At 59.2% G+C, this 12,701-nt stretch carries 16 protein-coding genes; all 16 read left to right on the top strand.

The annotated features are described in order from the left end of the window. The coding region (locus BDO18943_RS27400) for a YHS domain-containing protein (RefSeq protein WP_235996206.1) at positions 1 to 1,317 on the top strand (1,317 nt) is incomplete at its 5' end. Next, complete coding sequence (locus BDO18943_RS27405; RefSeq protein WP_011516093.1) at positions 1,314 to 1,670, top strand: phenol hydroxylase subunit P4; 357 nt, start codon at positions 1,314 to 1,316, stop codon at positions 1,668 to 1,670. The genes BDO18943_RS27400 and BDO18943_RS27405, both read left to right, overlap by 4 nt. A 78-nt stretch (positions 1,671 to 1,748) precedes the next feature. Continuing rightward, complete coding sequence (locus BDO18943_RS27410; protein WP_069746426.1) at positions 1,749 to 2,813, top strand: NADH:ubiquinone reductase (Na(+)-transporting) subunit F; 1,065 nt, start codon at positions 1,749 to 1,751, stop codon at positions 2,811 to 2,813. Positions 2,814 to 2,815: 2 nt separating this feature from the next. Next, positions 2,816 to 3,172, top strand: a complete 357-nt coding sequence (locus tag BDO18943_RS27415) for a 2Fe-2S iron-sulfur cluster-binding protein (RefSeq protein WP_011516091.1) — start codon at positions 2,816 to 2,818, stop codon at positions 3,170 to 3,172. A 17-nt stretch (positions 3,173 to 3,189) separates the two neighbouring features. Further along, the gene (locus BDO18943_RS27420; protein ID WP_011516090.1) at positions 3,190 to 4,134 is read left to right on the top strand and encodes a catechol 2,3-dioxygenase; all 945 of its coding nucleotides are present in this window, start codon (positions 3,190 to 3,192) and stop codon (positions 4,132 to 4,134) included. Positions 4,135 to 4,155: 21 nt separating this feature from the next. Next, positions 4,156 to 4,605 (top strand): GlcG/HbpS family heme-binding protein, encoded by a 450-nt coding sequence (locus BDO18943_RS27425; protein ID WP_011516089.1) that lies wholly within the window; start codon positions 4,156 to 4,158, stop codon positions 4,603 to 4,605. Positions 4,606 to 4,671: 66 nt separating this feature from the next. After that, a complete protein-coding gene (locus BDO18943_RS27430; protein WP_066132407.1) occupies positions 4,672 to 6,183 on the top strand; it encodes a 2-hydroxymuconic semialdehyde dehydrogenase in 1,512 nt (503 codons plus the stop codon). Between the two features lie 2 nt (positions 6,184 to 6,185). After that, positions 6,186 to 6,968 carry a 2-oxopent-4-enoate hydratase gene (gene dmpE, locus BDO18943_RS27435; RefSeq protein WP_029310117.1) on the top strand — a complete coding sequence of 261 codons (783 nt, stop codon included), beginning with the start codon at positions 6,186 to 6,188 and terminating at the stop codon, positions 6,966 to 6,968. A 78-nt stretch (positions 6,969 to 7,046) separates the two neighbouring features. Next, positions 7,047 to 7,958 (top strand): acetaldehyde dehydrogenase (acetylating), encoded by a 912-nt coding sequence (locus BDO18943_RS27440; RefSeq protein ID WP_094068168.1) that lies wholly within the window; start codon positions 7,047 to 7,049, stop codon positions 7,956 to 7,958. Positions 7,959 to 7,977: 19 nt separating this feature from the next. Continuing rightward, positions 7,978 to 9,024 (top strand): 4-hydroxy-2-oxovalerate aldolase, encoded by a 1,047-nt coding sequence (gene dmpG, locus BDO18943_RS27445; protein WP_021159332.1) that lies wholly within the window; start codon positions 7,978 to 7,980, stop codon positions 9,022 to 9,024. Further along, on the top strand, positions 9,021 to 9,809 hold the full coding sequence (gene dmpH / locus BDO18943_RS27450; protein WP_021159331.1) for a 2-oxo-3-hexenedioate decarboxylase: 789 nt from the start codon (positions 9,021 to 9,023) through the stop codon (positions 9,807 to 9,809). Before dmpG ends, dmpH begins: the two co-directional genes overlap by 4 nt. Before the next feature lie 11 nt (positions 9,810 to 9,820). Beyond that, the gene (locus tag BDO18943_RS27455) at positions 9,821 to 10,012 is read left to right on the top strand and encodes a 2-hydroxymuconate tautomerase (RefSeq protein WP_011516083.1); all 192 of its coding nucleotides are present in this window, start codon (positions 9,821 to 9,823) and stop codon (positions 10,010 to 10,012) included. A gap of 59 nt (positions 10,013 to 10,071) precedes the next feature. Beyond that, positions 10,072 to 11,574: an aromatic/alkene/methane monooxygenase hydroxylase/oxygenase subunit alpha gene (locus BDO18943_RS27460; RefSeq protein WP_069746427.1), complete on the top strand. Its 1,503-nt coding sequence runs from the start codon at positions 10,072 to 10,074 to the stop codon at positions 11,572 to 11,574. Between the two features lie 68 nt (positions 11,575 to 11,642). Further along, a complete protein-coding gene (locus BDO18943_RS27465; RefSeq protein ID WP_021159329.1) occupies positions 11,643 to 11,909 on the top strand; it encodes a toluene-4-monooxygenase system B family protein in 267 nt (88 codons plus the stop codon). A gap of 55 nt (positions 11,910 to 11,964) precedes the next feature. Further along, the gene (locus tag BDO18943_RS27470; protein WP_011516080.1) at positions 11,965 to 12,300 is read left to right on the top strand and encodes a Rieske 2Fe-2S domain-containing protein; all 336 of its coding nucleotides are present in this window, start codon (positions 11,965 to 11,967) and stop codon (positions 12,298 to 12,300) included. A gap of 40 nt (positions 12,301 to 12,340) precedes the next feature. After that, positions 12,341 to 12,655 (top strand): MmoB/DmpM family protein, encoded by a 315-nt coding sequence (locus BDO18943_RS27475; protein ID WP_035480072.1) that lies wholly within the window; start codon positions 12,341 to 12,343, stop codon positions 12,653 to 12,655. Positions 12,656 to 12,701 lie beyond the last annotated feature (46 nt).

Consider the following 12,701-nt stretch of genomic DNA (forward strand, 5'->3'; position numbering starts at 1 on the left):
CCACCACCATCTACGAAACTTGAATTCAGGAAAGATTCAAGTTTCTATCGGGGCGACAACTATTTTGCCGCGGGGGGACCGCTGGAGTATATGGCACACCGAGGTTTTGCCCACGTTGGTCGGCATTTTACGGGTGAAGGGGCGCGTGTTGCTTGCCAGATGCAGTCCATCGACGAGCTGCGTCACTTCCAGACCGAAATGCATGCTCTCTCGCACTACAACAAGTATTTTAACGGCCTGCACAACTCCATCCATTGGTACGACCGGGTCTGGTATTTGTCGGTGCCCAAGTCATTTTTTGAAGACGCGGCCACCGGTGGACCGTTCGAGTTTCTTACTGCGGTGAGCTTTTCGTTCGAATATGTGTTGACCAACCTGCTGTTTGTCCCCTTCATGTCGGGTGCTGCTTACAACGGGGACATGTCGACGGTCACCTTCGGTTTTTCGGCGCAAAGTGACGAATCGCGCCACATGACACTCGGCATCGAATGCATCAAGTTCATGCTGGAACAGGATCCGGACAACGTGCCCATCGTGCAGCGCTGGATCGACAAGTGGTTCTGGCGCGGCTATCGGCTGTTGAGCATCGTGGCCATGATGCAGGACTACATGCTGCCTAACCGGGTGATGAGCTGGCGCGAGAGCTGGGAGATGTACGTCGAGCAGAACGGCGGCGCGCTGTTCAAGGATCTTGCGCGTTACGGCATCCGTAAGCCCAAGGGCTGGGACCAGGCTTGCGAAGGCAAGGACCACATCAGCCATCAGACCTTCGCCGTGTTCTATAACTATAACGCCGCGGCCCCCATCCACACCTGGGTTCCCACAGAAGAAGAAATGGGGTGGCTGTCGGAGAAGTACCCCGAGACGTTCGACAAGTATTACCGTCCGCGTTGGGACTACTGGCGCGAGCAGGCCGCCAAGGGCAACCGTTTCTACAACAAGACGCTGCCGATGCTCTGCACTACCTGCCAGATTCCGATGATATTCACCGAGCCTGGCGACGCAACCAAGATCTGCTATCGCGAGTCGGACTACCTCGGCGACAAGTATCACTTCTGCAGCGACCACTGCAAGGAGATTTTTGACAACGAACCCGAGAAGTTCGTGCAGTCATGGCTTCCGCCGCAGCAAGTGTATCAAGGAAACTGTTTCAAGCCGGATGCCGATCCGACCAAGGAAGGTTTCGATCCCTTGATGGCCTTGCTCGACTACTACAACCTGAATGTAGGCCGGGACAACTTCGATTTCGAGGGGTCGGAAGACCAAAAGAACTTTGCTGCCTGGCGTGGAGAGGTCTTGCAAGGAGAAGCCAAATGAGCGTTGTTGCCCTCAAACCCTACAAGTTCCCGGCACGAGACGCGCGCGAAAACTTTCCGGCGCCGTTGCTGTTTATCGGCTGGGAAGACCATCTGTTGTTTGCGGCACCAGTTGCCTTGCCCCTGCCGTCGGACACGTTGTTCGGTGCGCTGTGCACCCAGGTGTTGCCCGGCACTTATGGCTATCACCCCGATTTCTCAAAAATCGACTGGAGCCAGGTGCAGTGGTTTAAGTCCGGCCAGCCGTGGCATCCCGACCCGGCGAAGTCGCTGGCTGAAAACGGTCTGACGCACAAAGACGTGATCCGCTTTCGCACGCCTGGCTTGAACGGTCTGAGCGGTTCCTGCAATTGAGATTGCGTCATGGCAGCGCAATCACACCGCAGCCGAAGTTACAGGCCGCGGTGTGATTGGCCTCTGGCGATTTGAACAATGACCTATCAACTCAACATTCAGCCCCTGGGTGCCACCATTGAGGTGGAGGAAGGGCAAACTATACTCGACGCGGCCTTGCGCCAAGGCATTTACATTCCGCACGCGTGTGGTCACGGGCTATGTGGAACCTGCAAGGTGCAGGTGTGTGACGGAGAAGTCGATCTCGGCGATGCGAATCCCTTCGCGCTGATGGACTTCGAGCGCGAGGAGCGCAAGGCGTTGGCCTGCTGTGCCACCTTGCTCGATGACACGACCATCGAGGCCGACATCGAGGAAGACCCGGACGCCGAAGTCATCCCGGTCGAGGATTTCAATGCCGAGGTGACACGCATCGAGCAACTCACACCGACGATCAAAGCCGTCTTCCTGAGACTCGATCAACCGATTCATTTTCAGGCGGGTCAGTACGTGCAACTTGAAATTCCCGAGTTGCGCCAGACACGGGCGTTTTCCATTGCCAATTCACCTGCGGACGTCGCAGCAACGGGGGAGATCGAGCTCAATATTCGCCGGGTTCCGGGAGGACAGGGCACGGGTTACATCCATGAACAACTGGCGGTGGGGAACATACTGCACGTGACGGGTCCCTATGGCCGGTTTTTCGTGCGCAGGTCAGCCGACCAACCCATGGTTTTCATGGCAGGTGGTTCAGGCCTGTCGAGCCCTCGGTCGATGATTATCGACTTGTTGCAAAGCGGATGGAGCAGGCCTATCACTCTGGTCTATGGCCAGCGCAATGAGGCAGAACTGTATTACGACGAGGAGTTCCGCGAGCTCAGCCAGCGGTATTCGAACTTCAGCTACGTGCCGGCACTATCGGAAAAAGCAGAAGGTGCGACGCATCCCTTGGCGCAGGGTTTCGTTCACGAGGTCGCCAAGGCTCATTTCGGGAACAACTTTTCCGGCCACAAAGCCTATTTGTGCGGGCCGCCGGCGATGATCGACGCCTGCGTCACGACCCTGATCCAGGGCCGGTTGTTCGAACGCGACATCTATTTTGAGAAGTTCATTTCCGCAGCCGACGCCCAACAAGTACGCAGTCCGCTTTTCAAGAGGGTGTGATCGTGACTACTCAGGACGGGAAGGTCTACGTGACCGTCAAGCAGACCGGCGAGCGTTTCAGCTGCGCTCTCGGTGAGTCTCTGCTTGCCGGCATGGCACGCCTTGGGCGTCGCGGCATACCAGTTGGTTGCCTTAGCGGCGGGTGCGGGGTGTGTAAGGTCGCAGTGTGCAGAGGCAGCGTGCGCAAAACAGGAGCAATGAGCCGTGCGCACATTTCCGAGGCGGAAGAAGCGCAAGGTGTGGTGCTGGCGTGCCGGGTGGCGCCCACTGATGATGTAGAACTGGAGGTGGTCGGCAAGATGCAAAAGCCCTTTTTCAAAGGGTTGAGCTTTCAGGTAGCCCAAGATTCAACGAAATAAGCCGAAGGAGATAGACCATGGGTGTGATGCGAATCGGCCATGCCAGTCTGAAAGTGATGGACATGGCGTTGGCAATCAAGCACTACGAAAACGTCCTGGGAATGAAAAGGACGATGGAGGACGAACATGGAAACGTGTACCTCAAGTGCTGGGACGAATGGGACAAGTACTCCGTTATTCTGACGCCGTCCGATCAAGCAGGGCTCAACCATGTCGCCTACAAGGTTGAGCACGACGCCGACCTAGACGCGCTGCAAAAGCGTATCGAAGCCTATGGCTTCAAGACACAAATGCTCCCCGAAGGTACCCTTCCTTCGACCGGTCGTATGCTGCAGTTCAACCTGCCGAGCGGACATGAGATGCGTCTGTTTGCGACGAAGGAATATGTGGGCACCGGAGTCGGAACGACCAATCCTGACCCGTGGCCCGATGACGTCAAGGGGGCAGGCGCCCATTGGCTGGATCACTGCCTATTGATGTGTGAACTCAATCCGGAGACGGGCGTGAATCGGGTGGCGGAAAATACCCGGTTCATGAAGGAATGCCTGGACTTTTATCTGGCTGAGCAAGTTATGGTAGGTCCGGATAGTAGCATTCAGGCTGCAACGTGGATGTTCCGCACGTCCACGCCGCACGACATCGCTTTCGTAGGTGGGCCTCGCAATGGCTTGCACCACATTGCCTTCTTCCTCGACTCGTGGCATGACGTACTGAAATCGGCTGACGTCATGGCCAAGAACAAGGTCAAGATCGACGTGGCGCCGACTCGCCATGGGATTACCCGCGGGGAGACGATCTATTTCTTCGATCCAAGTGGGAATCGCAACGAGACCTTTGCCGGCCTGGGCTACCTCGCTCAACCTGATCGGCCTGTGACGACCTGGACGGAAGAGCATCTCGGCAGCGGCATCTTCTATCACACCGGTGAGTTGGTCCAGTCATTCACCGAGGTTTACACCTGACTGCCACGCAGGAGATAGCACATGACTCAGGCTGACTCACTTCATAGCGTCGAGGCGCGGCTGATCAACTGGCCTGCGGCTAACCGCGTCGTCGAGGCAGCTGCGCTGCACGCGCAGCGCCTCGGCGTATGCGTGAACATCGCGGTGGTCGATGTGGCGGGGAATCTTGCCGCGTTTCTGCGCATGCCTGGAGCGCCGTTGCACTCCATCGAGATCGCCATCGACAAGGCATACACGGCAGCCAGTTTCGGCTTACCGACCAGTCGGTGGAGTGAGGCCTTGCTGAGTCATTCCGAAGCGGTCCGCCAAGGCATCGTGCGAAGGCCCCGCTTCATCGCCTTCGGCGGTGGTTTGCCGATTGTTGAAAGTGGCCATCGCATCGGGGGTATTGGCGTGTCTGGCGGTACCGAAGAGCAGGACGAGCACTGTGCGCAAGCCGGATTGAGCCTGCTAGGTCTAACTCAAACCTGAATCTTTCCGGAAAGTCGACTGCCGCCGCGACCACATTTGCCTAACAAGGAAGTTTACTGAAACATCATGCTGATTACCGATCCCCAAGCGACCGCGAGCACTGGAAACCAGTCCGGCGCTCGTGCTAAAGAAATCCACAACTTCATCAACGGCGAATATGTGCCGGGTCAGCGTTGGTTCGAGAAGCGCTCGCCGTTGAACAACGCGGTCATTGCCAAGGTGGCCGAAGCCGGCCGTGCCGAAGTCGACGCGGCGGTGGCTGCGGCGCAGGCCGCGCTCAAGGGAGCGTGGGGGCGCATGAGCTTGGCCCAGCGCGTGGAAGTGCTGTACGCGGTGGCCGACGGCATCAACCGTCGTTTTGACGACTTCCTGGCCGCTGAGGTAGAGGACACGGGCAAGCCTATGAGCCTGGCGCGGCATGTGGACATTCCGCGTGGGGCGGCCAATTTCAAGATCTTCGCCGACGTGGTGAAGAACGTGCCCACTGAGTTTTTTGAAATGCCTACACCGGATGGTGTCGGGGCGATCAACTACGCCATGCGTCGACCGGTCGGGGTGGTCGGGGTGATCTGTCCATGGAACCTGCCACTGCTGCTGATGACCTGGAAAGTCGGCCCAGCGCTGGCCTGTGGCAACACCGTTGTGGTCAAGCCCTCCGAAGAGACGCCGCAGACCGCTGCATTGCTGGGCGAGGTGATGAACGCGGCGGGCGTGCCGCGAGGGGTCTACAACGTCGTGCACGGCTTCGGCCCCAACTCCACCGGCGAATTCCTCACCACCCACCGCGGCATCAACGCCATCACCTTCACCGGTGAAACCCGCACGGGTGCGGCCATCATGAAGGCCGCGGCTGACGGTGCGCGCCCCGTGAGTCTGGAGATGGGCGGCAAGAACGCTGCCATCGTGTTTGCCGACTGCGACTTCGACGCCGCCATTGAAGGCACGCTGCGCTCGTGCTTCGCCAACTGTGGCCAGGTCTGCCTGGGTACCGAGCGGGTATATGTCGAGCGCCCCATCTTTGATCGTTTTGTCTCCGCGCTCAAAAAAGGCGCTGAAGGCATGCAGCTCGGCCGCCCGGAAGATCCGGCCACCGGCATGGGCCCGTTGATTTCGCAAGAGCATCGTGACAAGGTGCTGTCGTATTACAAGAAGGCGGTTGAAGCGGGCGCGACGGTGGTGGCGGGCGGCGGTGTACCCGATATGCCGGACGCGCTCAAAGGCGGCGCGTGGGTACAGCCCACCATCTGGACGGGCTTGGGCGACGACTCGGTAATTGCCCGCGAGGAGATCTTCGGCCCTTGCGCGCTGGTCATGCCATTCGACAGCGAAGAAGAGGTGATCCGCCGTGCCAACGATAACGACTACGGCCTGGCCACGGCGATCTGGACCACCAATCTGTCGCGTGCGCACCGCGTGGCGGGGGCCATCGAGGTCGGCATTGCGTGGGTGAACTCCTGGTTCCTGCGCGATTTGCGCACGCCGTTCGGCGGGGCCAAGCAGTCGGGTATCGGGCGCGAGGGCGGAGTCCACTCGCTGGAGTTCTACACGGAACTCAAAAACGTTTGCATCAAACTGTGATCATGGACAAAACTCAAATCACCCAGCTTGGCGACGCCCTGTATCAGGCACTGACCACGCGAACCGTGCTCGATCCGCTGACCGAGCGCCACCCCGATATGACGATCGAGGACGCCTATCACATTCAGCAGCGCATGATCGAGCGTCGTGTGCAGGCTGGTGAAACCATCATCGGCAAGAAGATCGGCGTCACGTCGGCGGCCGTGATGAACATGCTTGGCGTGTATCAGCCGGATTTCGGCTACATGCTCGACGGCATGATCTACAACGAAGGGCAGTCGATCGAGATCGGCACGCTGATTCAGCCCAAGGCCGAAGGCGAGATCGCGTTCATCCTCAAGAAAGACCTGATGGGGCCGGGGGTGACCAACGTGGACGTGCTGGCGGCGACCGAATGCGTGATGCCGTGCTTTGAAATTGTCGATTCGCGCATCCGCGACTGGAAGATCAAGATTCAGGACACCGTGGCGGACAACGCCTCCTGTGGCGTATTCGTGCTGGGTGATCACGCGGTCGATCCACGCAAGCTCGACCTGACGCTGTGCGGCATGGTGATGGAGCGTAATGGCGAGATTATCGCCACGGGCTGCGGCGCGGCGGCACTGGGCTCACCGGTCAACGCCGTGGCCTGGCTTGCCAACACGCTGGGGCGTCTGGGCATTGCACTCAAGGCGGGCGAGGTGATCTTGTCCGGCGCGCTGGCGGCGATGTTCCCGGCCAAGGCGGGCGACAGCTTCCGCGTCAGTATTGGTGGTCTGGGCGGTTGTTCGGTCCGGTTTCACTGAACGCGCCTGGCCAGGCACCACGCCCGGCCGTTGTCGGATGCCGTGCGTAAAAGTCATTTTTATAGGAAGGACAAGGTCATGAAAAAGATCAAATGTGCGCTGATCGGACCAGGCAATATCGGCACCGATCTGCTGGCCAAGCTCAAGCGCAGCTCGGTGCTGGAGCCGGTGTGGATGGTGGGCATCGACCCGGAATCGGAGGGGCTGAACCGAGCCCGTGAGCTCGGCATCAAAACCACGGCGGAAGGTGTCGACGGGCTGCTGCCGCATGTGCTGGCCGATGGTGTGCAGATCGCGTTTGATGCCACCAGTGCATATGTTCACGCGGAAAACGCGCGCAAGCTTAACGCGCTGGGCGTGATGATGATCGATCTGACGCCGGCGGCAATTGGCCCGTACTGCGTACCGCCGGTCAATTTGAAAGAGCACCTGGGCAAACGCGAGATGAATGTAAACATGGTCACCTGTGGCGGGCAGGCCACCATTCCGATGGTCGCTGCGGTCTCGCGCGTGCAGCCGGTCGCTTACGGAGAAATCGTCGCGACCGTATCGAGCCGATCGGTGGGGCCCGGCACGCGCAAAAACATTGACGAATTCACGCGGACCACGGCCGGCGCGGTGGAAAAGGTGGGGGGCGCGAGGAAGGGCAAAGCCATCATCATCATCAACCCGGCGGAGCCTCCGCTGATGATGCGCGACACGATTCATTGCCTGACCGAAAGTGAGCCGGATCACGAGAAGATTACCGAGTCGATTCACGCGATGATCAGGGAAGTCCAGAAGTACGTGCCCGGTTACCGGCTGGTCAACGGCCCGGTGTTTGACGGCAAGCGTGTGACGGTCTTCATGGAGGTGGCGGGCCTGGGGGACTATCTGCCCACGTACGCCGGCAACCTGGACATCATGACCGCTGCCGCGGCCCGGACCGCCGAGATGTTTGCCGAAGAGATGATTGCCGGCAATCTCACGCTCGAACCGGTTGTCGCTTGAGCCGTCAAGGAGAACAGAGATGAACCTGCAAGGAAAAAAAATCACCGTCCACGACATGACGTTGCGTGACGGCATGCATCCGAAGCGCCATTTGATGACGCTGGAGCAAATGAAAAGCATCGCCTGCGGCCTGGACGCAGCCGGGATCCCCCTGATTGAAGTCACGCACGGCGATGGCCTGGGCGGCTCGTCGGTCAACTATGGCTTTCCGGCCCACAGCGATGAAGAATATCTGGGGGCCGTGATCCCGCTCATGAAGCAGGCCAAGGTCTCGGCTTTACTGTTGCCGGGCATCGGCACCGTCGATCATCTGAAGATGGCCAAGGAGCTTGGCGTGCACACCATCCGGGTGGCTACGCACTGCACCGAGGCTGACGTGTCAGAGCAGCACATTGCCCTGGCGCGCAAGCTTGAGATGGACACGGTGGGCTTCCTGATGATGGCGCATATGAACAGTCCTGAAGGGCTGGTCGGGCAGGCAAAGCTGATGGAGTCGTACGGCGCCAACTGTGTCTACATTACCGATTCGGCTGGCTACATGCTGCCCGATGATGTCAGGGCCCGCCTTGGCGCGGTGCGTGAGGCGCTCAAGCCGGAGACGGAACTGGGCTTTCACGGCCACCACAATCTGGCGATGGGGATCGCCAACTCCATTGCGGCCGTTGAGTGTGGCGCCACCCGCATCGACGCCGCCTCGGCTGGTCTCGGTGCGGGTGCGGGCAACACGCCGATGGAGGTGCTGGTCGCCGTATGCGACCGAATGGGGATTCAGACCGGAGTGGATGTGTGGGCCATTCAGGACGTGGCCGAAGACCTGGTCGTGCCGATCATGGACTTCCCCATCCGGATCGACCGCGACTCGCTCACCCTGGGTTACGCCGGGGTCTACGGGTCGTTCCTGCTGTTTGCCAAGCGCGCCGAGCAAAAGTATGGCGTACCGGCGCGCGAGATCCTGGTCGAGCTTGGGCGCCGGGGCATGGTCGGTGGCCAGGAAGACATGATTGAAGACACGGCCATCACGCTGGCCAAAGCGCGTGCGTCAAAGGCGCAGAAGGTGGCGGCATGAAACTGGATCGCACCACCATTGCGCGCCTTGCAGAGCACCTCGAGAACTGCGAGCTCCACGCGCAAGACACGCTCAAGATCACCGATGAGCATCCCGAGATGGATTGGGATGACGCTTACGCGATCCAGGACGAGATTCGCCGCCGCAAGCTGGCCCGCGGCGGGAAGATCGTTGGGCTCAAAGCGGGGCTGACCTCGCACGCCAAAATGAAGCAGATGGGGGTTGAGAGCCCTGTCTTCGGCTTCATGGCCGACTATTACGCGATCCCCGATGGCGGCACGTGCAAGACCGAGGCGCTGATCCATCCCAAGGTCGAGCCGGAAATCGCCTTTGTTACCAAAGCGCCGTTGAAAGGCCCGGGCTGTCATATTGGAGCGGTGCTGGCGGCGACTGACTTCGTGATGCCGGGCATCGAAGTCATTGACTCGCGCTACCGCGATTTCAAGTTCGATCTCAAAAGTGTGGTAGCGGACAACACGTCGGCCGCACGCTTTGTGGTGGGTGGGCGCGCACTGCCAGTGTCTGAGGTGGATCTGCGCACCGTCGGCATCGTGCTGGAGAAAAACGGTGAGCCGGTTGCGTTCGGGGCGGGCGCCGCGGTGCTGGGCCACCCGGCCGCGGCGATTGCGATGCTGGCCAATCATCTGGGCGCGCGTGGCGAGGAGATTCCGGCGGGCAGTTTGATTCTGTCAGGGGGGATCACGGAGGCCATTGCCGTGCGAGCGGGGGATGCCATCGCCCTGCGGGTGCAGGGGATGGGCAGCACCGGTTTGCGCTTCGTTTAAAGGAGATAGCCATGCCGATTGCGCAGCTGTACATCATCGAAGGCCGCGATGCGGAAAAGAAGGAGCGGCTGATCGCCGAGGTCACCGAGGCGATCCATCGCGCGATTGATGCGCCGGTGGAGTCCATCCGCGTGCTCATTACCGAAATGCCGAAAGAACACTTTGGAATCGCGGGTCAAAGCGCCAGGAAACGAGGGCGTTAGGACGTTGTGTGTTTGGTGTGTTGAGGGCCAGTTGGCCTTAGAAATTATGGAGACTGAAAATGGCTTTGTTAAATCGGATGGACTGGTACGACCTTGCCAGGACGACTAACTGGTCGCCGAAGTACGTCACGGAGAGCGAGCTTTTTCCGCCCGAGCTCAGTGGAGATCACGGCATTCCCATGGAAAAGTGGGAGACCTACGACGAACCATACAAGCAGACTTACCCGGAGTATGTCAAAGTCCAACGCGAGAAGGACGCTGGCGCGTACTCCGTGAAGGCCGCGCTCGAGCGCAGTCAAATCTATGAAAAAGCAGATCCGGGTTGGCTCACGGTGATGAAGCAGCACTATGGCGCGATCGCTCTCGGCGAGTACGCAGCCGCGAGCGCAGAGGCAAGGATGATGCGTTTCTCCAAGGCACCGGGCATGCGCAATATGGCGACCCTGGGAAGTATGGACGAAATTCGTCACGGTCAGATCCAGCTCTACTTTCCTCATGAGCACGTCTCGAAAGACCGTCAGTTCGACTGGGCTGCCAAGGCCTTCCATACCAACGAATGGGCAGCGATTGCCGCACGTCATTTCTTCGATGACATCATGATGACGCGCGACGCGATCAGCGTCGCCATCATGCTGACCTTCAGCTTTGAAACCGGCTTCACCAACATGCAGTTTCTTGGGCTGGCGGCAGACGCTGCGGAGGCCGGGGATCACACATTCGCCAGTCTGATCTCGAGTGTGCAGACCGACGAGTCGCGCCATGCACAGATCGGCGGTCCAACGCTCCAGATTCTGATCGAGAACGGCAAGAAAGCCGAGGCCCAGAAAAAGGTTGACATCGCTTTTTGGCGCGCGTGGAGGCTGTTTTCGGTGCTGACTGGGCCGGTGATGGACTACTACACCCCGCTCGAGCATCGCAAGCAGTCGTTCAAGGAGTTTATGCAGGAATGGATTGTTGCGCAGTTTGAACGCGCACTGAGCGATCTGGGGCTCGACAAGCCTTGGTATTGGGACACGTTCCTGCAGCAGCTCGATCAGCAGCATCATGGCATGCATTTGGGCGTCTGGTATTGGCGTCCTACCGTCTGGTGGAACCCGGCAGCCGGCGTCACGCCCGCAGAACGGGATTGGCTGGAAGAAAAATACCCTGGCTGGAACGACACCTGGGGCCAGTGCTGGGATGTGATCATCGACAATCTGGTCGACGGGAACATCGCGCAAACGTACCCGGAGACGTTGCCGATCGTGTGCAACATGTGCAACCTGCCGATCAATTACACGCCGGGCAACGGGTGGGCCGTGCAGGATTATCCGCTCGAATACAACGGCAGGCTGTATCACTTCGGCTCGGAGCCGGATCGGTGGTGCTTTGAGCAGGAGCCGGAGCGTTATGCGGGCCATATGACTTTGGTGGACCGTTTCCTGGCTGGCTTGGTGCAGCCGATGGATCTGGGGGGCGCATTGGCTTACATGGGTCTGGCACCCGGCGAAATCGGTGATGACGCCCACGGCTACTCATGGGTGGACATTTACAAGAAGATGCGCATGAAGAAGGCAAGTTGAGCACTGCTGCCTGAAGAGCCGGTGGTATGACCACCGGCTCAACCACCAACCAAACAGAGGACTCCAAAATGGCTTTGTTTCCCTTGAGCTCCAATTTCGAAGGCGACTTCGTGCTTCAACTGGTGGCGGTCGATACCGAGAACACCATGGACGAAGTGGCGACCGCTGCTGCGCATCACTCCGTTGGACGGCGTGTGAAAGCGCGTCCCGGGCATATCCTGCGGGTGCGCCGGCAAGGTAGCAAGGAATGTTTGCCCCGAACGATGAAAGTGGCTGATTCGGGCCTCAAGCCGACCGAGTGTGTTGAGGTCATCTGGGAACCCGCCCAGCAATAACCAGGCATTCGGCAGTTGATGTGCTGGGGCCCCTTCATCAATAGAAAGGAAGTTCATGACATTTAAGAAAGTGTGCTCTCTGGACGATCTTTGGGAGGGCGAAATGGAGTCGTTCGAGGTCGATGGGCAGGAAATTCTGATGGTTTGGCCGCAGGGCGGCGACCTGAAGGCGTTCCAAGGTATTTGCCCACACCAGGACATTCCGCTCATTGAAGGCAAATTCGACGGCAAGACGGTGATCTGCAGGGCGCATCTTTGGCAGTTCGATGCCTGCTCTGGAAAAGGTATCAACCCGTCGGACTGTGCGCTGGCCGAGTACCCAATCAAGATCGAAGGCGATGCGGTATTTGTGGAAACCGAGGGTGTGAAGCCGCTGTTCGCACATACGTGAGCAGCATTCGGTCCGCCAATTCGAAAGCAAGGAGAAAGCTGTGACTAAAAACGATATTGCATCGGCCCACCTTAACAACAGGGTGGGTCCGGTCATGCGTGCTGGGGAGCTCGCTGAGGCAGTAGTTGAGGCAGCGCGAGAGGACAACCCTGGCAAGGAAATTCGCGTGGACGACAAGCGCGCCTATTTGCGCATCGACACCGACGGGGAGTTAATCCTGCGCCGCGAAACGATCGAGCGGGCGCTGGGCCGACCGTTCAAAATGCCTGACCTCGAGGTTGAATTGAGTTCGTTTGCCGGGCGTATTGAAACTATGCCCGATCAGGTCCGCTTCTACTTTGAGAAGCAAGTCTGAGTAGCGGTACCGGACAACATCCGCCCCACCAAGTAAAGATTCGAGG

The sequence above is a fragment of the Burkholderia aenigmatica genome (genome assembly GCF_902499175.1).
Lineage (GTDB): Bacteria > Pseudomonadota > Gammaproteobacteria > Burkholderiales > Burkholderiaceae > Burkholderia > Burkholderia aenigmatica.